The sequence below is a fragment of the Zhenhengia yiwuensis genome (assembly GCF_014384995.1).
In the GTDB taxonomy this organism is placed as follows: Bacteria; Bacillota; Clostridia; order Lachnospirales; family Cellulosilyticaceae; genus Zhenhengia; species Zhenhengia yiwuensis.
The window spans coordinates 1-18,493 of the sequence record NZ_JACRSY010000009.1; the positions used below are offsets into that span (position 1 = coordinate 1).

General features: G+C 34.7%; 24 protein-coding genes and 2 pseudogenes. 23 read left to right on the forward strand and 3 right to left on the reverse strand.

Translation table 11 applies throughout. From position 1 onward, the window contains the following. Positions 1-126: 126 nt before the first annotated feature. From H8718_RS21050 to H8718_RS06900, 8 genes are all read left to right on the forward strand, one after another. The gene (locus H8718_RS21050; RefSeq protein ID WP_408646573.1) at positions 127-327 is read left to right on the forward strand and encodes a DUF2577 family protein; all 201 of its coding nucleotides are present in this window, start codon (positions 127-129) and stop codon (positions 325-327) included. Beyond that, positions 324-734 (forward strand): DUF2634 domain-containing protein, encoded by a 411-nt coding sequence (locus H8718_RS06870; RefSeq protein ID WP_249332384.1) that lies wholly within the window; start codon positions 324-326, stop codon positions 732-734. Before H8718_RS21050 ends, H8718_RS06870 begins: the two co-directional genes overlap by 4 nt. Next, positions 718-1,770 (forward strand): baseplate J/gp47 family protein, encoded by a 1,053-nt coding sequence (locus H8718_RS06875; RefSeq protein WP_249332385.1) that lies wholly within the window; start codon positions 718-720, stop codon positions 1,768-1,770. Before H8718_RS06870 ends, H8718_RS06875 begins: the two co-directional genes overlap by 17 nt. Beyond that, positions 1,757-2,263 carry a putative phage tail protein gene (locus H8718_RS06880; RefSeq protein ID WP_249332386.1) on the forward strand — a complete coding sequence of 169 codons (507 nt, stop codon included), beginning with the start codon at positions 1,757-1,759 and terminating at the stop codon, positions 2,261-2,263. The genes H8718_RS06875 and H8718_RS06880 overlap by 14 nt, the downstream gene beginning before the upstream one ends. A 15-nt stretch (positions 2,264-2,278) precedes the next feature. Beyond that, positions 2,279-3,961 (forward strand): pyocin knob domain-containing protein, encoded by a 1,683-nt coding sequence (locus H8718_RS06885; protein ID WP_249332387.1) that lies wholly within the window; start codon positions 2,279-2,281, stop codon positions 3,959-3,961. A 74-nt stretch (positions 3,962-4,035) separates the two neighbouring features. Further along, the gene (locus tag H8718_RS06890) at positions 4,036-4,278 is read left to right on the forward strand and encodes a hypothetical protein (protein ID WP_249332388.1); all 243 of its coding nucleotides are present in this window, start codon (positions 4,036-4,038) and stop codon (positions 4,276-4,278) included. A 14-nt stretch (positions 4,279-4,292) separates the two neighbouring features. Next, positions 4,293-4,946, forward strand: coding sequence for a peptidoglycan recognition protein family protein (locus tag H8718_RS06895; RefSeq protein WP_249332389.1), 654 nt, complete (start codon positions 4,293-4,295; stop codon positions 4,944-4,946). Between the two features lie 95 nt (positions 4,947-5,041). Beyond that, complete coding sequence (locus tag H8718_RS06900; RefSeq protein ID WP_249332390.1) at positions 5,042-5,947, forward strand: alpha/beta fold hydrolase; 906 nt, start codon at positions 5,042-5,044, stop codon at positions 5,945-5,947. 347 nt (positions 5,948-6,294) lie between these two features. Here H8718_RS06900 and H8718_RS06905 read toward each other — a convergent pair whose 3' ends face one another. Next, the gene (locus H8718_RS06905; RefSeq protein WP_249332391.1) at positions 6,295-6,459 is read right to left on the reverse strand and encodes a ribbon-helix-helix domain-containing protein; all 165 of its coding nucleotides are present in this window, start codon (positions 6,457-6,459) and stop codon (positions 6,295-6,297) included. Between the two features lie 157 nt (positions 6,460-6,616). Between H8718_RS06905 and H8718_RS06910 the strand changes: the two genes are divergently transcribed. From H8718_RS06910 to H8718_RS06925, 4 genes and pseudogenes are all read left to right on the forward strand, one after another. Then, positions 6,617-7,180 (forward strand): helix-turn-helix domain-containing protein, encoded by a 564-nt coding sequence (locus H8718_RS06910; protein ID WP_249332392.1) that lies wholly within the window; start codon positions 6,617-6,619, stop codon positions 7,178-7,180. A gap of 11 nt (positions 7,181-7,191) precedes the next feature. Further along, positions 7,192-7,494 (forward strand): hypothetical protein, encoded by a 303-nt coding sequence (locus tag H8718_RS06915; RefSeq protein ID WP_249332393.1) that lies wholly within the window; start codon positions 7,192-7,194, stop codon positions 7,492-7,494. 20 nt (positions 7,495-7,514) lie between these two features. Beyond that, on the forward strand, positions 7,515-8,444 hold the full coding sequence (locus tag H8718_RS06920) for a ParM/StbA family protein (protein WP_249332394.1): 930 nt from the start codon (positions 7,515-7,517) through the stop codon (positions 8,442-8,444). A gap of 132 nt (positions 8,445-8,576) precedes the next feature. Next, positions 8,577-9,173: pseudogene (locus H8718_RS06925) on the forward strand (HDOD domain-containing protein); the annotation flags it as partial. Positions 9,174-9,382: 209 nt separating this feature from the next. On the opposite strand, the gene H8718_RS06930 reads toward H8718_RS06925, so the two are convergent. Next, on the reverse strand, positions 9,383-9,850 hold the full coding sequence (locus H8718_RS06930) for a hypothetical protein (protein WP_249332396.1): 468 nt from the start codon (positions 9,848-9,850) through the stop codon (positions 9,383-9,385). 4 nt (positions 9,851-9,854) lie between these two features. Next, positions 9,855-10,238 carry a helix-turn-helix domain-containing protein gene (locus H8718_RS06935; RefSeq protein WP_249332397.1) on the reverse strand — a complete coding sequence of 128 codons (384 nt, stop codon included), beginning with the start codon at positions 10,236-10,238 and terminating at the stop codon, positions 9,855-9,857. Between the two features lie 158 nt (positions 10,239-10,396). Between H8718_RS06935 and H8718_RS06940 the strand changes: the two genes are divergently transcribed. The 11 genes and pseudogenes from H8718_RS06940 to ureG all read left to right on the forward strand — a co-directional run bounded on the left by H8718_RS06940 (position 10,397) and on the right by ureG (position 18,491). Further along, complete coding sequence (locus H8718_RS06940) at positions 10,397-10,663, forward strand: hypothetical protein (protein WP_249332398.1); 267 nt, start codon at positions 10,397-10,399, stop codon at positions 10,661-10,663. A 179-nt stretch (positions 10,664-10,842) separates the two neighbouring features. Then, positions 10,843-10,947: pseudogene (locus H8718_RS20950) on the forward strand (sporulation initiation factor Spo0A C-terminal domain-containing protein); the annotation flags it as partial. A 487-nt stretch (positions 10,948-11,434) separates the two neighbouring features. Next, positions 11,435-12,403 carry an ABC transporter substrate-binding protein gene (locus tag H8718_RS06950; RefSeq protein WP_249332399.1) on the forward strand — a complete coding sequence of 323 codons (969 nt, stop codon included), beginning with the start codon at positions 11,435-11,437 and terminating at the stop codon, positions 12,401-12,403. Between the two features lie 50 nt (positions 12,404-12,453). After that, positions 12,454-13,482 carry a FecCD family ABC transporter permease gene (locus H8718_RS06955; RefSeq protein WP_249332458.1) on the forward strand — a complete coding sequence of 343 codons (1,029 nt, stop codon included), beginning with the start codon at positions 12,454-12,456 and terminating at the stop codon, positions 13,480-13,482. After that, positions 13,476-14,249, forward strand: a complete 774-nt coding sequence (locus H8718_RS06960) for an ABC transporter ATP-binding protein (RefSeq protein WP_177669488.1) — start codon at positions 13,476-13,478, stop codon at positions 14,247-14,249. The genes H8718_RS06955 and H8718_RS06960 overlap by 7 nt, the downstream gene beginning before the upstream one ends. A 95-nt stretch (positions 14,250-14,344) precedes the next feature. Then, complete coding sequence (locus H8718_RS06965; protein ID WP_177669489.1) at positions 14,345-14,647, forward strand: urease subunit gamma; 303 nt, start codon at positions 14,345-14,347, stop codon at positions 14,645-14,647. Between the two features lie 12 nt (positions 14,648-14,659). Next, positions 14,660-14,980, forward strand: coding sequence for an urease subunit beta (locus H8718_RS06970; protein ID WP_177669491.1), 321 nt, complete (start codon positions 14,660-14,662; stop codon positions 14,978-14,980). Position 14,981: 1 nt separating this feature from the next. After that, a complete protein-coding gene (ureC, locus tag H8718_RS06975) occupies positions 14,982-16,697 on the forward strand; it encodes an urease subunit alpha (RefSeq protein WP_177669493.1) in 1,716 nt (571 codons plus the stop codon). A 35-nt stretch (positions 16,698-16,732) separates the two neighbouring features. Further along, a complete protein-coding gene (locus tag H8718_RS06980) occupies positions 16,733-17,179 on the forward strand; it encodes an urease accessory protein UreE (protein WP_177669495.1) in 447 nt (148 codons plus the stop codon). Then, positions 17,160-17,861 (forward strand): urease accessory protein UreF, encoded by a 702-nt coding sequence (locus H8718_RS06985; RefSeq protein ID WP_177669497.1) that lies wholly within the window; start codon positions 17,160-17,162, stop codon positions 17,859-17,861. Before H8718_RS06980 ends, H8718_RS06985 begins: the two co-directional genes overlap by 20 nt. Before the next feature lie 18 nt (positions 17,862-17,879). Further along, a complete protein-coding gene (ureG, locus tag H8718_RS06990; RefSeq protein WP_177669499.1) occupies positions 17,880-18,491 on the forward strand; it encodes an urease accessory protein UreG in 612 nt (203 codons plus the stop codon). Positions 18,492-18,493: the final 2 nt, after the last annotated feature.

Consider the following 18,493-nt stretch of genomic DNA (forward strand, 5'->3'; position numbering starts at 1 on the left):
TAAAAACATTGTAAGGAAGTGGGTCAATTCTAGGTGTAAATCTAGGGTGGGTCAACTTTAAGTATAAATATCTAGATTTACTAGTTACAAGACCTGGGTCTAATTTAAACGTAAATTTTTAAAAAAGTGGGTCAGAACAGCTTGAAAATCTACACAGGAGAAGCCTCTTTTGCTACACATAATCATAAAATTAGTGCATCCTACAATTTGAGTGGAACAGCAGATATAGTTTTTAAGGCTGACCTAAAAAGTGGAGATCTATTAGCTCTTATGCCTACAGAAAATAGGCAAACCTATATCGTGATTTGTAAGGTGGTGAAGCTATGAGTTTGTTTCCATTTATAAGAAGTGTGGAAGAACAGGCAATACCCACACCTAAAGCCTACAAAGAATATGAATTTAACTTTGAAGCAGGCAAACTTACAGGGAGATTATTAGAAGGTAAAGAAGCCCTTAGGATGTGGATATATAAAACTCTTCTTACACAACGTTATAGATATACTATTTATAGTTGGGACTTTGGACAGGATTTAGACGAGCTTATTGGACAAGGGTATGAGAAAGGATTTATTAGAAGTGAGGTTGAAAGACGTATTAAGGATTGCTTACTTATTAATGATAAGATTACAGCCTGCACCCATTTCAACATTCAACTAATTAATGACCAACTAAATGTAGACTTTACAGTTAACACTATTTATGGGGAGGTGGAAATCAATGGCCCTAACATATGATGCATTATTACAAAGAGCGCTTAAGAGGGTATCAAGTCAAATGGATACTTCTGAGGGTTCTTTTTTATTTGATGCCATAGCACCATGTGTTGCTGAACTTTATGAAGCTTATTTGCACATTGAGGAACTAGAGAAGAGAGTCTTTGCAGATACAGCTTATGGTGAATACCTAGAAAGAAGAACAGCTGAAAGAGGTATCTATAGAAAGTCAGCAACTTATGCCACTAGGAAGGCTTATTTTAATATTGATGTACCTATTGGTTCACGATGGGCAAAAGAAGAATTGGTGTATACAGTCACCGAGAAGGTGCAAGAGGGTGTATTTCTCGCCAAGGCGAACCAAACTGGTGCAATAGGTAATAGATATAGTGGAGAGTTGGTGAATATGGACTTCATAGAGAACCTAGAAAGTGCAACTTTAGGAGAAGTGGTGATTGCTGGTGAAGATGAGGAAGAAGATGAATCATTAAGGTTAAGATACTTTAGGAGTTTTGAAAAAGAAGCCTTTGGAGGGAATAAACGTGACTATGAAGAGAAGATTGGAAGTATAGAAGGGGTAGGTGTGGTTAAAGTTTACCCTACTTGGGCTGGAGGTGGCACTGTGAAAGTAAGGTTACTTGATGCTGAACATAATGTACCTTCACCTGAATTAGTTCAAACGGTTCAAGAGTTAGTTGACCCAATAGAAACAAGTGGAGAAGGCTTAGGTATAGCACCCATAGGGCATAAGGTTACAGTAGAAGGTGCAGAAGAAGTAGAAGTACAGATAACCACACAACTTATCTTTAAAGGGATAGACTGGGATAATATTAAAAATGAAGTAACAAGTGTGGTTGAGGAATACTTTAAACAACTCAGGTCAAAGTGGAATGAAGAAGATATAGTAGTTAGGATAAGTCAAATTGAAGCAAGGTTATTAGAGATAGAAGGCATTATAGATGTACAAGGAACTAAGCTAAATGGAAGCAGTACTAACCTTTATTTAACTGATGAACAGGTTCCTGTACTTGTAGGTGTGACTAATGAAACTGAATAAGTACTTACCTGACTTTGTAAGTGGTATTAGTGAGTTTCAAGAGTTAGATAAAGCTTTAACACCTGAACTAGATGAACTTAACCACGCTATACAACAAATCCAGCAAAACCAATTCATAGAAACAGCTAATCATGAAGGGTTAAGTTACTATGAAAGAATGCTTAAAATAAGACCTGATAAAGATATGGAGGTTAGAAGGTTCAATATATTAGCTAAGTTCAATTCTACAATACCTTTTACTATGAGATGGCTACAAAATAGCTTAAATAGCACTGTTGGAAAAGAAAGTTACTTACTTGATCTCGATCATACCAACTACACTTTAACGATCAGCATCATGAAACATAAAGAACACCTTATAGCACATCTAAGACAAGAGTTGGAGGATAAACTTCCAGCTCATTTAATTTTAATCATAAATAGATTAAGCCCTATCAATCTATCATATTATGTGGGTACATATATCCAAACAAGTGACACAATAGAAATCTAATATAAAGGAGACAACATGAGTGAATTTAAAACTAAATCCATAACCACAAAAGGAATGGAATTACTTTCAAAAGCTCTTAGTGGAGAGCAGCTAGAATTTACAAGAATAGAAATGGGAAGTGGAAACTTTGAAGGAGACATTGGTTCGGCAGAAGCATTAGTTGAAGTCAGACAAAGCTTGCCTATCAATAAAATAACAAGAAAAGGTAGTCAAGTTACCTTAAGCACATCTCTTAAAATTGAAGATATAACCATACCCTTTGAATGGACTGAAATTGGAGTCTATGCAAGGGGGGAGGATAATGTAGAAGTGCTTTATATGTACGGACATACTACTAATAGTTCCTATATCTCAAAGGATTCTTTAAATGAAAAGCTGATTAATGTAACCGTACTTGTAGCCAATACCACACAAGTTACAGCAGTCATTGATAAGAGTCTAGTCTATCTAACAGCTGAAGCTTTGAAGGAGCATGAAAGTGATGAGGAAGCTCATGGGGACATTAGGGCAAGTGTGGAAGAAATTCAAAGGCAAGTAGAGGGACTAGATGTATCTTGGGAGGGGATTCAGAATAAACCTACAGAGTTTCAACCTATTGACCACACCCACACAAAAGCACAAATAACTGACTTCCCTTCCTCACTTCCAGCTAATGGAGGTAATGCAGATACTGTAGGTGGAAAACAGTTTAATTGGTCTTTTGGCACTAAAGCACCCACACACCTATGGGGTTCAGAAGGTTCTAGTACAGAACAATATGTTTATCAGCCGAGTCAAGTAAGTGTAGGTCATGCAGTGAACTCAGATAAAATAGGCAATGTGTCAGCACAAAATATTGCAGTATATCTTGGCTCAAATCCAAGTACATCTATTATTAATAATCCAGCACATCATCAAAACTATGATTGTTGGGTACATAGTACACAAGCTACAGCTCTAGGATTGCCTGATGCAGGAAATTGGCACCTAAATTATAAGAAACATAATAATACTGATGGGTATGGTACACAAATAGCTATGCCATATGGAAGAAATGAAATGTATATGAGGTCTTCGTCAGGTAAGGCGTGGACAAGATGGGAGAGGCTAGGAGGAATGGGCATGCAAATAAGAGCAAGTAATCATATAAAAATAACCTATAATATTCCGAGTATGGATGTTACCCCTACAAGTACAGACAATGAAAAGAAATCCCATCGTAAGATCGCATTGCCTTGCACAAGACTGCCTAAATTAAATGGTTCGGCTAGAATTAAGGTGACAACTACTTGGAGTGGTACAACCAAATCCAATGCATCAGCAGCAGGGAAAGCAAGTGGGTATTGTGAAATATTCCTAACAGCCTCTACCTTTCTAACAGATAGTCATAGCGTTAAAAAATCATTTGCTGATGCACCAGTGGGTACAAGTTTAGAGATAACACAGAATCAATCCTATGCAAAATCCCCCAATTTGGCAGGTTTTATAACAATTGGTCTATCTGCTATAAATGATAACGGTTATGCAGAAGGGATTCAAACGGTTCAAGGGGGAGGCGCATTAAATGGTACATTAACACAATGTGGTGATGTTTGGTTTAATGATGAATCGGTCGATATGATGATTGTACCAACTTTATCACCACCTGGCTGGACTTCTTTTACTAAGCTTACTATGTCAGGTAAGGTAGAGATTTGTTATGACGAATTGAATGTATAAATGAAAGAGAATGTTAGACACTTAAGTTGCAATGCGCTTAGGTGATTTTTTATATCGAGAAAAGAGGTGACAACATGAATTTTACAGAATTACTACAGACCTTTGGCTTTCCAGTAGCTTGTGTGGCTTGCCTTGGATTTTACATTGCAAAGGTACAGGCAGAACAAAGAGTAGATTCGAAGGAACGAGAGGAGAAGCTACTTACACAGCTAGGAGAAATGTCAGCTACTAATAAGATGCTACTTGAAACCAATGCAATATTAGCAAGAGACATTAATACAAAACTCGATCAGATTGTGCAAAATATAAAACAGTAAGAGAGGTACATAAGATGCAAATCAAAGAAATGTTCATTACACCAAACCCATATAGTAGACCACAGAAGAAGATAGGACAAATTAAAAATATCGTTATCCATTGGATTGGCAATGCTGGAACGACAGCAGAAAATAATGCGAAGTATTTTGATGGATTAAAAGTAGGAAAAAAGAATTCAACGGGTGACTACATCTACGCATCATCCCATTACATTATAGGCAATGATGGTGTGGTAGTAAGATGCCTTCCGGAAAGTGAAGTAGCCTATCATGCAAGTAAGGCTAATAGCTATTCTATAGGTATGGAGATATGCCATCCTGATTGGTCAGGAAAGCCTACAGAAAAGGCGTATGACAGCCTTGTTAACCTATTAGTAGAATTGTGTAGAAGATATAAGTTAGAGCCCACACAAGCCATTATTCGCCATTATGACGTAACAGGGAAGGTATGTCCTAAGTATTATGTAGAAGATGTGGGAGCATTTAAGAGGTTGAAGGAAGAAGTGAAGGGCAAAATGGGTGAGGATAAAGAACTTGTGAAGGCTGTGAAAGTATTGCAGGAGAAGGGTATTATTAGTAGTCCTGAAGTGTGGATTAAGGGGAATTATACAAAGGATAATGTGAGGTCATTAGTAATAAAAGTGAGCTCTTATGTTGATAAAATATAGAATTTACAAATAATTGTTATAGGGTTATACTAAGATCAAGATATAAGGAAGTAGGGTTCAGTTTCTAGAATAGGTATTTGCAAGGGGGAAGTAGTATGGAAGAATTTATGTTTAGTTTAAAGGACGGTAAGGAAATATTTATGCGTTATTTTAATGCTTTAAAAGAAGCTCCTACCATCCTATATTTACACGGTGGGCCAGGTATGCATTGTGAAGACTTCCATTGCGCTGCGCATCATTTGTCAAAATCATTTAATGTGATTATGTTTGATCAACGAGGTGTAGTAAGATCTCAAAAGATTTACAGTGACGAGGAATTGAATGTTCAAATGTTAGTAGATGACTGTGAATATATACGGGAATATTATAATATTGATAAATGGATTCTATTAGGTCATTCATTTGGAGGATTGCTTGCATTACTGTATGCATATCAGTATCCAAACTCAATACAGGCAGTAATCTACGAAAATTCTAATTGGGGTACTATTGATGCTATTCGAACAATACACAAAAATACTATAAAGGTATTATTAAAACATGGCTATAATGAATTAGCTCATATGATAGAAGAAAAACTCACAAGCTCTAATGATGTAACAGAACTTGTTAACTTGCTGGGACAGATACCTCAAACTATTTTAGATGAGGTATACTATAACAAACCTTTAACCGAGGAGGTTAAGAAATATTGGTTATTAGGTAATGTTGATGATACACAATGGGAAAGTAGTAGAATTCATAGAGATAAAATATTAGAAGATGAGGTTAACAACAAAAGTTTTTTACCTTATTTAAAAATGATTAATTGTCCATCTCTGTTGATAAAAGGAGATAAAGATCCTGTTATGAGCAAATATTCGGCAGAGTACTTTCTCAATTATTCTCCCAATAGTAGGATTGAAGTAGTAAAAGATTGTGGCCATCTTGTGCATACGGATCAAGTAGAAAATTTTTGTGACATTATAATTAACTGGTTAAATGAGATATCTTTCAACTAAGCAATTAGTTATTCTATTCATGCAAAAAATAAAAAAGACATCAATAATATAATTCAATGTGCCAGCCATCAAGGTTGGCCTTCTTTTTTTTACACCAATTCTTTATCCACACCCCTACATTTATTCTTCCATCCCCTATCCTATATATTTCCTACCCCTTAGAACTTTTCTTCTAGGGGGTTCTTTTTTATTTCCAAGGGGGTTCCATGAAAACAGGGAGGGGGATATAAGGATGTGAGGATAAATAATATATTTATAATAAAGCTTATAATATGTTTTATAGTATCGTTATTGTTAAAGAAAGAGAGTAGGAAGAATGAGGACAATAAAAAACCACCATATGGTGGCTATTTTTTTGACTTTGATTTATTTTTTACATAATCTTCAACGAGAAGAGCAACTTGGCTAGATACACTTCTTTTTTCTTTTTTGCAGATTTCTTTAAGTTGTTCATATATATTCTTATCAAGAACTACTGATGCAGATACTTGAGTTTCTTTGTCGATTGCCATCAAATTACCTCCTCAAATTTAGTCAATATCTATATTTTAAATGGTTTTACACTATGTGTAAATAATTTTAATTTAAAGTTAGAAACGGTTATTGACAGTTAGAAACCTTTAAGCTATACTACACTTACATCTAGGATATACAGAAAGGAACCACATCATGCAAAATACATCAACCCAACTGGAAGGACTTTGGATAGACATTAACATCCTCAAGGATTCCAATTTAACACTTCAAGAAAAATTTACTCTAGCAATCATCAAAGCATTAGACAAAAGCAATGGTTGCTTTGCATCAAACAAGTATTTTGCAGAAATCCTTCAAGTAACACCTAAACGAGCAAGTGATATTATTCAATCACTCATTACCAAGAATTACATAACCTCAACCCTTGAGGACAACTATAAAAGAACAATACGTGTGGTAAAGAATGAGCCACAACAAGAAAATATTGAAGAGGAGGCACCTCAAGAACAACAAGAACTATCAACCACACCACCTAAAAAGAAGCCACTCATGTGGAAAGGCTTCGACCTTAATAAGATGGCTGAGGATGCAATCGAAAGACTTAAAAAAAGATTCCCTGAGCTAGAAGCTTTCCTAAAGGGGGAGCCTATAGATCAAGATCAACCCACTCGCTTTAGAACGAATGAAGAACTGGCAAGCACTTATAGGGAAGTACCAACTGAATGGTGTGGCGTAAGTCAACTACAATTTACATAGAGGTAAGCAACATGGAACGATTAAGCATAGCTATACCTAGTGACATGAAAAAGCAACTAGGACTTATGGCAAAGGCTAATTTTAGAAACCTAAATGGTGAGATTAATAAGGCCTTAGATGATTATATAAGGAAGAATGGTGTAAGTGTGGTAGAAGATGCACCAAATTGGTGGGAGTGCGAGTCAAAAGAGCAAGAATGTCAACCACAGCAACACCTAATTGAACCAATCAAGCATCAGCAAGAACCCATAGTACACCAAAATGCATCGATTATAACCACACTACACAACAATGATGAAATAGAAGAATTTTAACCAACAGGGAGTATGACAACATGGCAAACAATGTGAAGAACTTAGGACTTGATATGGGAAACAGCACCATTTGTGTGGCTGGGATAAATGATAAAGGCGAGGTAATAAAGGCCTACACGAATAGCGTATACTCAATGGATACGGCTCTTATAAGTGGAGATATTATAGAATGTAAGGGAGTTAAGTTAGCATTAGGAGTAGGGCAGAGTACCCTTAGTAATGTGGATAAGACCAATAGAGAATACATAGAGCATCAAATTCTATGGGCTGTTAACCGACTGTATGGATCAGGTACACATTATATCAATTTAGGTGTAGGCTTACCTATTAGCATCTATAAAGCCAAGAAGGAGGAGTTTGCAGAGAAGCTTAAAGGTTTTGGCACGATTGAAGGTGTGGTTAATGGAAAAGAAGTATCTGTTAATCTTGTAGATGTTAAAGTACAAGCAGAAGGGTATGCGGCACTTAGAGTTCTTACTAATTACATCGATAAAGATAATACCACACTTATTATAGATATAGGAATGAAGACCACAGATGTTATCCTAGTAGAATGGAATGGTAAATTTACAATAAGCAATTATGGAACAACTAATATTGCCCTTTATGATATGTATAAGGTATTACAGGATAAGATTGCTAGTGAGGGTGTAGAAGTTACTATAGAGCAAATAGATAAGAAGCTCCAAAGTAATAAGCCAGTTATACGAACAGAAAAAGGGGAATTTAATTTAGTTGACCATTTGTCAGATACACTTCCGGTTTGTAGAGAAATTATGAAAGACATCGAAAATAAGTTTGGTAAAACCATCTTGCACGACAAGATTTTTGTTGGTGGAGGCTCAGAGAAGTTCTTGACGGCTGTCGGGGGGAATGTTAGGAATAATATAGAGGTGCCACAGGAGTTGAGATGGTATGGCAATGCTGTGGGATACCTAATGGTTAACTAAATATAAAGAATAGATATAGGACATCCAATCTTAGAAATAGAGTTTAATATTTTTATAAAATATTTTACTTTAATATAATTTATTGGTAAAATAAATATTAGTTACAAAATAAGTAATTACAGTAGGGGGGATAAAATGTTACCGAGTAGGTTAGAAGCAGAAAAAGAGCTAGAAGTAGCTGGTCAACTTAACCCGGGGCCATGGGTACAACATTCATTAAATACTGGTAGAGCGGCACAATGTATTGCTGAAAAATGTGAAGGGTTAGAACCTGAGAAAGCATATGTTTTAGGTATTCTTCATGATATTGGCAGAAGAGTAGGGATTGTTACAGTTGAACATGTTTATGAAGGGTACCAATATACTATGAGTAAGGGATGGGATGAAGTAGCTCAAGTATGTATGACACATTCTTATCCTATTAAAAATAGAGATTTTGATGACCAATTAGATAAAGAGGAAGAAGTTTTTATAAAATCATATATTAATAAGTGTACATACGATGATTATGATAAACTCATACAGCTTTGTGACAGTTTAGCTGTACCACATGGATTCTGTTTATTAGAAAAAAGGTTTGTAGATGTTGTAAGACGTTATGGATTTTGGAATACCACTATAGAGAGATGGAATAAAACTTTTGAAATTAAAGACTACTTTGAGAAAAAAATAGGTTGTTCTATATATGATATACTTGAGGATATAAAAGAGACAACCTTTATAGATTAACCAGTATGCAAAAAAGATAATAAAGAGTTAAAACATTTTATATTAGGACATCTAATCTTAGAAATAGGGCCTTATGTTATAAGGCAAGAGATTAAAAATTAGGGGAGCAGTATCCACACAAAGGTATTGCCCCTCTTTGAATCAAAATACTATATCTAATACTAGACTTTTAGGGACAGTTAACCACACTGCCCCTTTTTTAGCTAAATCTACATTATTTTTAACATTACCATAGAACTTTCCATCTCAGAAATAGGCTCTAGAACCGAAAAAATAGATACAGATGCAACAATAAGAATAATAGCAACTAATAGCTCTATAGAAATTAAAAACCTCCTAGTACGCCTTGCATCTCTTTCAGTAAATCGTTTAATAGTACAAAAAGGGCTAAAAGATAGGAATAAGAGGGTTTCAAAAGCAGACCATATATTGTGGATGTGCAGAACCAATTGTGATTTTTCCCCATGATCTACCCTAACCAGTTTGACCTTACTTTTACCAAAGTCCTCAACAGAATGTAATCTAATTATAAAGAAGCTTGATATAAGAGCCATAGCAAGCATCCCTAAAACAAATGTAGAGGCACTATTCATAAATTCTTCAACCCTAACAGCTTTTTCATATCCAAGCCATGCTACTATCCAATATTCGTAAGCATCTATCAGTTTATGAAACATTATTTCAATCACCATCCTTATTGTAATATTTTTTTGCAATTACTTTAAACTCTTCAAGCATTTCTTTTCTATCCTCATCAGTAATATCCTTTTTACTTGTTAATTCAGTAAATAAATTTCTTAATTCAGGCATTTGCATAATCATATTAACCTCATCATCAGGCAATTTCTCGTATAACCCAAAGAGTTCTTTTTGTTCCACACTATATAATTCAGCAAGTCTAATCAATACAGCATCAGATGGTGGCCTGACACCTCTCTCAATCTGACTAATGTATCCCCCTGAAACACCTATAGCACGACCAACCTTAAAAATAGATAGGCCTGTCCCTTTACGTATTTCTTGAAGTTTAGCACCAGCAATTTCTCTTAGTTCCTGCTTATCCAAGTCTGCACCTCCCTTAAGAGTTAGTGTTGACATATTTTTCCTTCAATATACAGATACCATTTATTTCATACAGCAATTGCAACTATTATATGTTATAGTCTTTTATACCAAGCAAATATATTACGTTTTATCCACACTAATTTATTGGGAGGGATTTTATGTATAAAGGGTATAAAATAAGTAAACGCTTAGAAAGATATATTAGTTATGCAGAAACGAAATATCAAAAGCTCAATGTATATTACAATGCTGACTTATGGGAAATACTAGAATCCTATGATTTAATCAGTGAGCAACATGATTGTATGAAGTGGTATGTTTATGACAAAATTAAGGGAGAAGGGGAACATGAGGATGCTTATAAGGTGACAAAGAGTGTTAATGGGTGTACTTATGTGAGAGAAGTGTTTGAAGATAGAACATAAAATAGACATTTATAAGGAAGATACTTGTAATAATTACTCAATTTTGATATAATCCTCTAAACCTATAAATACTTTTACGAAAACCAATAAATATTTATAGGGCTAACCAATAAATAAATTGTATATAGAATATTCTTTAAAATATATAACGTAGTAATATCAATGCTTACAACCCTTTTCAGCTCTTTGGTTATACTGTAAACAATGGTAAGGGAAAGCCTACTAATAGCGAGTTCATTGCACTTATTGCTGATAGATTAAGACTTGAGATGCAAGTAAGTTAAAGTATTGGGAATGCTAGATTTATGAGCAATAGTGACACCAACTAACATTTTAAAGTATGATCTATAAACTCTTTTGAAGCATTGATTGTGGAATTTTCTAGAGTAAAACCTATAAATTTCTTTAAATAAAAACTATAAATCCTTCTAATTGATTGGTTGAATGGTATACCATATATTAGGAGGATTTTTGTATGTTTGATAACTGCTTTAATAGGATTGGAAGAGACAATAAGAATAAAATATAAGTATTTTATTGAAGAGTATAATAAGATTAAATTGGTTGATATTAATATATATTACGACCCTATAATTAGAATTGATAATTTACCTAAAGATAACATAAAAATAGGTAGAAAAATACATTTTCATCCGATATACTGAATAAGAAAAGATATGTAAAGGAAAGATTTGAATGAAAAAGTTTAGCAAAAAAAATACTTTAATAATCCTGATGGCTGGAATAGCAAGCACTTTGGTAGGGTGTAGTATGAATCAGCAAAATGTTACACCACAAATACAAGAAGAGAGTAAAAAAGAGTATTTTCAACCAGTCAGCTTTACTTATTCAGGAGCGGGAGGTACTTATGATATAGTAGCCAACTCCCCAAGAAAAAGAGCTGTTACGTTATCACAATTTATGACAGAGATGTTATTAGCATTAGGGCTAGAAGACCAAATAGTAGCAACTGCTCTACTAGATAATCCTATATTACCTGAATTTGAAGAAGCCTATAGTCAAATTCCTGTACTTGAAGTTGGCGAAGGACATGCTATCTCTAAGGAAGCTTTTATTGCAAGTAATCCAGACTTTGTAAGTGGATGGGACTCATCTATTAGCGAACAAACAACAGGTTTACCTGATGAACTCATTGCAAAAGATATTGTTCCTTTTATGGCTAAATCCTATGAGGGGGATGCTACTGTCGAAACAGTATATGAAGACTTTGAGCTTTTAGGTAAATTGTTTAATGTACAAGATCGTGCAGACGAAGTCATACAGCAAATGAAAAAGGATATAAAAAGCGTGACGGATAGGGTCGGTTCTATTAAAGAAGAAGAACGTGTCAAAGTGATGGTTTATGATTCAGGACAAAATGATGCTATGGTAGTTGGTACGGGACTTGCAAACAACTTAATAGAACTTGCAGGGGGCAGTAATGTATTTGCCAATGATGTTAATAGACCTTACGTTAATGTTTCTTGGGAAAGTGTAGTAGCTAGAAATCCAGAAGTTATATTGATAACAGAGTTCATGGCAGGAGATAGCGCAGATAGCAAAATAAGTTTTTTAAAAAAACATCCAGCATTAAAGGATGTAGAGGCTATTAAAAATAATAGATTATACGTTGTTAGATTAGCAGACTTATCACCTGGAATTAGAAATCCTATGTTGATTGAACAAATGTATCACGATTTTTATGAAGCGCCTAATATTGAAGAAAGTAAGGCAGAATAATGATAAAAAATAAAATAAGACATTGGACAAAGAGGAATTTTTTGTTGGGGGTGAGTGTATTAATCGTACTCTTAATCCTTTCAATAGTAATAGCGGTGGCTATAGGAAGCACCTATATTGCTCCTAGAGAAGTTTATAAGGCAATCATTTATAAACTGACTAATGGATTAATGTATAAAGATACAAGTGATGCAATGGTTATGGCAATTATATGGGAAATACGCTTACCAAGAGTCTTATTAGGAGCGCTTTGTGGTGCAGGACTAGCCCTATGTGGGATCTTGATGCAGTGTGTCACTAAAAATCCAATAGCTGAACCTTATGTATTAGGACTTTCTTCGGGAGCATCTTGTGGTGCTGTTGCAGTCATTGTTTTAGGGAGTATGTCGTCTGTAGGTATAACAAGCATTACAATGGGAGCATTTTTAGGTGCTATTTTAACGGGTATACTTGTTTTTGCTATAGGGACTCAACTAGGAAGAACATCTTCTACAACACGTCTTGTCTTATCGGGAATGGCTATCTCTACTATTTTTTCTGCACTTACCAATTTGCTCATTTATGTATCCCCAAATACCAATCAAGCTAAAACAGCACTTTTTTGGACAGTGGGCAGTTTAGGTGGTGCAAAGTGGGAGATTTTATTATTTCCATTTATAATATTTTGTATAGTTATGATCATTACATTTTTCCTTTCTAAGTCACTGGATATTTTGTTAGTAGGCGATACGAGTGCTATTATACTTGGGATTAACGTTAAATGGATTAAGGTATTGCTTCTACTATTAACAACACTATTAACATCTGCATTGATTGCTGTTACAGGATCAATAGGCTTTATAGGACTTGTAGTCCCTCACATATGTAGGACTTTAGTTGGAAGTGATCATAAAAAACTTATTTTATTGTCATCATTAATAGGAGCAATATTCTTAATAGGATCAGATGTTATGGCTAGAGGCTTGTTCCCACCGCTAGAACTACCCATAGGCATTATTACAGCTTTGGTAGGAGGGCCTTTTTTCTTATATCTTATTTCCAAAAAAAATTATTCATTTGGAGGAAATGAGACATGTTAAAACTTCAAATTAACAATCTAAAATTTAGTATTGATAATGAAGAAATACTTAAAGATATTTCTTTTGATATAAAAAACGGAGCATTTGTAGGTATTATAGGACCTAATGGATCTGGTAAATCTACATTACTCAAAAATATATACAGAGTGTATAAACCATCTAGTGGCAAGATTATATTAGATGAGAGGGTATTAAGTAAACTAAAAGAGAAAGAATGTGCACAAAAAATAGCAGTCTTAGCACAAGAGAGCAACACCTACTTTGACTTTACAGTAGAACAAATTGTAAAAATGGGGAGGTATCCCTATAAATCAATTTTTGAAGACTATTCTAAAGAGGATCTGCAAATAGTCAGACAAACGTTACAAAAGGTAGGATTAGAAAATGATATGAATCGGACATTCTCCAAGCTATCCGGAGGGGAAAAACAGCGTGCTTTAATTGCACGTGCTTTAGTCCAAAATGCTGATTTTTTAATACTAGATGAACCGACCAATCACTTGGATATAGGGTATCAGATTCAACTTATGGATTTAGTAAAAAACCTTAAAATGACCACTTTAGCTGCCATACATGATATTAACTTAGCAGCAATGTATTGCGATTATCTTATTGTGATACACAAAGGAAAAATCATTAAAGTGGGTTCTCCAGAAGAGGTGATTACGGTAGCATTATTAAAAGAAATATTTGGGGTAAATGCCTATGTAGGTATAAATCCAATTAATAAGAAGATACAAGTGTCTTTTATGTCAAATATTGGATAAATTTAAAGTAAAAATACTTGTTAAGTTTTAGATTGTATACTAAACTATTTAATAGATTATTTAATGATATAACTCAAATATATAGGAGTGAAAAAATGAGATTATCACCAAGAGACAAAGAAAAATTACTCATTGTAGTTGCTGCAGAAGTAGCAAGAAGAAGAAAAGCTAAAGGAATTAAATTAAACTATCCAGAAGCTGTTGCATTAATTACTGATGAAATTATGGAAGGTGCAAGAGAAGGCAAAAGTGTTACAATGCTCATGAACGAGGGTAGACAAATCCTTACACAAGATGATGTCATGGATGGCATTAAAGAATTAATAGATGAAGTACAAGTAGAAGCAACTTTTCCAGATGGTACAAAGCTTGTAACGATACACAACCCAATTGCATAAGGAGAAATACACATGATACCAGGAGAATATATTTTACGTAAAGAACCTATTATATGTAATAAAGATAAAGAAAGTACAAATATAATTGTTGTGAATCGTGGTGATAGACCCATTCAAGTAGGTTCACATTTTCATTTTTATGAAGTGAATCAAGCACTTGAATTTGATAGACAGCAGGCTTATGGTAAAAGACTTGATATTCCAGCAGGAACAGCAGTAAGATTTGAGCCAGGGAATGAAAAGCAAGTCTCTTTAATTGACTTAGCAGGAAAAAGAGAAGTTTATGGATTAAACAATCAAATTGATGGGCCATTAACCAAGGAGGATAAATAAAGTGAGTTTTGAAATAGGAAGAAGACAATATGCCGATATGTTTGGGCCTACAACTGGGGATAGTATACGACTTGCGGATACAGAACTATTTATCCAAATAGAAGATGATAAGACTATCTATGGCGAAGAGATGAAATTTGGTGGTGGTAAATCTGTTCGTGATGGAATGGGGCAAAATTCATTAGAAACAAGAGAAAATCCATTAGTAATGGACCTTGTTATTGTTAATGCAATTATCCTAGATTATACAGGTATTTATAAAGCAGATATAGGTATCCGTGATGGTAAAATTGCAGGGATTGGTAAGTCAGGTAATCCACTCATTATGGATGGTGTCGATTTTATTATTGGTGTTGGAACAGAAATCATAGCAGGTGAAGGATTAATTGTCACTGCAGGTGGTATTGATACACATGTTCACTTTATCAATCCAAAACAATGTGAAGAAGCACTTGTATCCGGTATAACAACTATGATTGGTGGTGGTACTGGGCTTGCAGAAGGAAGTAAAGCAACCACATGTACGCCAGGGACATGGCATATTCATCGTATGCTTCAAGCTGTAGAGGATATTCCTATGAATATTGGACTTCTTGGAAAAGGCAGTGGTGCAGCAAAGGCACCAAATGAAGAACAGATTAAAGCTGGTGCCGTAGGGCTTAAAATCCATGAAGACTGGGGAGCAACACGTTCAGCAATTGATTATTCTTTACAAGTTGCAGATGAAATGGATATCCAAGTTGCCATCCATACAGATACACTTAATGAATTTGGATTTGTAGAAGATACTATTGATGCGATCAAAGGTAGAGTCATTCATACATTCCATACAGAAGGTGCAGGGGGTGGACATGCACCAGATATTATAAAAATGGCCTCACAAATGAATGTTCTTCCAGCCTCTACAAACCCAACAAAACCTTATACAGTAAATACTATTGAAGAACATTTAGATATGCTTATGGTATGTCATCACTTAAGTCCAAATGTACCAGAAGACGTTGCTTTTGCAGATTCTAGAATTAGAAAAGAAACAATAGCAGCAGAAGATATTTTACAAGACTTAGGTGTATTTAGCATGATGAGCTCAGACTCACAAGCTATGGGCCGTGTAGGTGAAGTTATTACAAGAACATGGCAAACAGCACATAAGATGAAGATTCAAAGAGGATGCCTTGAAGGCGATCATGAATATGGAGATAATAATAGAGTAAAACGTTATGTAGCCAAATATACGATTAATCCTGCTATTGCTCATGGGATTAGTGATTATGTAGGTTCCATTGAAGTAGGTAAAATCGCAGACCTTGTGATTTGGCACCCAGCCTTCTTTGGTGTAAAAGCTAATATGATTCTTAAGAGTGGTATGGTAGCGAATGGTTGGGTAGGGGATGTCAATGCTTCTATTCCAACACCACAGCCACAACAGTATACAGAAATGTTTGCATCTTATGGGAAAGCTAAGAAAGCATGTAATATTACTTTCGTATCTCAAGCAGCTTATGAGGATGGTATTAAAGAAAAACTTGGCTTAGAGAAAGTTGTTCTTCCAGTAAAAGGCATTCGTAATGTAACGAAGAAAGATATGAAATTAAATGATGCAACACCAGAACTTACAGTTGATCCACAAACTTATGAAGTAAAAGTTAATGGTGAATTGATAACTTGCGAGCCAGTAGATGAAGTACCAATGGCACAAAGGTACTTCTTATTCTAAAGAGATAAACAATACGCTAGATAAAGGAGCACATTATGATTATAGAGAAAGTAATTGGTAATATAGAAGATAAACAAGATATTCAAGCATTTCATATAGAAAAAGTTATTTTAGAGAGTGATGGATTACTTAAGAGAATTCAACGTGTGAAAACGGACCATGGTACAGAGCTTGGGATTAGCTTATCTCCTAATAGTGTATTAAGAGATGGTGATATTTTACACGAGGATGGTAACAATCTTATCGTCATTAGTGTTAAAGCTGATGATGTGTTAGTGATTCGCCCAGTTGATATGATGCAAATGGGGATTGTTGCACATATGTTAGGTAATAGACATTTACCTGCTCAATTTGAAGAAGATAGTATGATTGTGCAATATGATTATTTAATAGAACGACTTCTTAAAGAAGAAAACTTAAGCTATACAAGAGAAAATAAAAAATTAAAACAGGCATTTAGACATGTTGACCACAGCCACTAATAGGCAACTTCTTCAACTTTTGCAAATTTGTGATTCAAATTTTCCAATTGGTGCTTTTAGTCATTCTTATGGTATGGAAACTTATCTAAGAGATGAGTGGATCACAAATCGAGAAAGTTTTGAGGAGTATATTAAAGCTTTCTTAAAAGGTCAGTTTATATATTCAGATGGTTTAGCTATACGACTTGTCTATGAGGCACTTAGTACCCAGAACTTAGAGAAGTTATGGGAAATAGATCAATTAATTACAGTGCAAACTATGGCAAGAGAAACAAGGGAAGGTACAAAAAGAGTTGGACGACAAATGTTACAGCTGATTTTGGATCTTTATGATAATCCCATTTTAGAAATTTATCAAAAACGTATTGCACAAGCAGTATCTTATGGTCATCCAGCACTTGTTTTTGCAATTGCTGTACATACCATGGGTATTAGTGAAAAAGATGCTATCCTGAGTTATAGCTTTAGTACTGTCTCGAGTTTAGTGCAAAATGGCGTACGTGCTATTCCATTGGGACAAAGAGACGGGCAGATCATTTTAAGAGATATAAGTGAATTTTTAATAGAACTGTATGAAGCAATTAAAAACTTGGAAGAAGAAGATTTTGGAATGACTATACCAGGTCTTGAAATTGCGCAAATGAGACATGAGACATTACACTTTAGACTTTTTATGTCATAATCAGTAAGGAGGAATAGGATGAGACCAATCGTAATCGGGGTCGGAGGACCAGTTGGAGCAGGAAAAACTTTATTAATCGAAAGACTTAGCCGAATGATGTATCCAAAGTATAGTTTAGGTGTCATTACAAATGATATTTATACACTAGAAGATGCTAACTTTTTAATTAAAAACTCCATATTACCTGAAGATCGTGTAATAGGGGTAGAGACAGGTGGATGTCCACATACTGCTATTCGTGAGGATGCCTCTATGAATTTTGCAGCTATTGATGAGATGAAAAAAACTCACCAAGATCTAGATATTATTTTCTTAGAAAGTGGTGGCGATAATCTAGCAGCTACATTTAGTCCAGATCTTGTTGATTTTTCAATTTATATTATTGACGTTGCACAAGGTGAGAAAATTCCTAGAAAAGGTGGACAAGGGATGATAAAAAGTGATCTTTTTATCATTAACAAAACAGATTTAGCACCTTATGTAGGAGCTAACCTAGAAGTCATGAAACAAGATACCATTACATTTAGAGGACAAAAAGAATTTATTTTCACGAATCTAAAGACAGATGAAGGTGTTAACCAAGTGATTGAATGGATTCAAAAGAATTGTTTATTAGAAGGTCTGAATTAAGA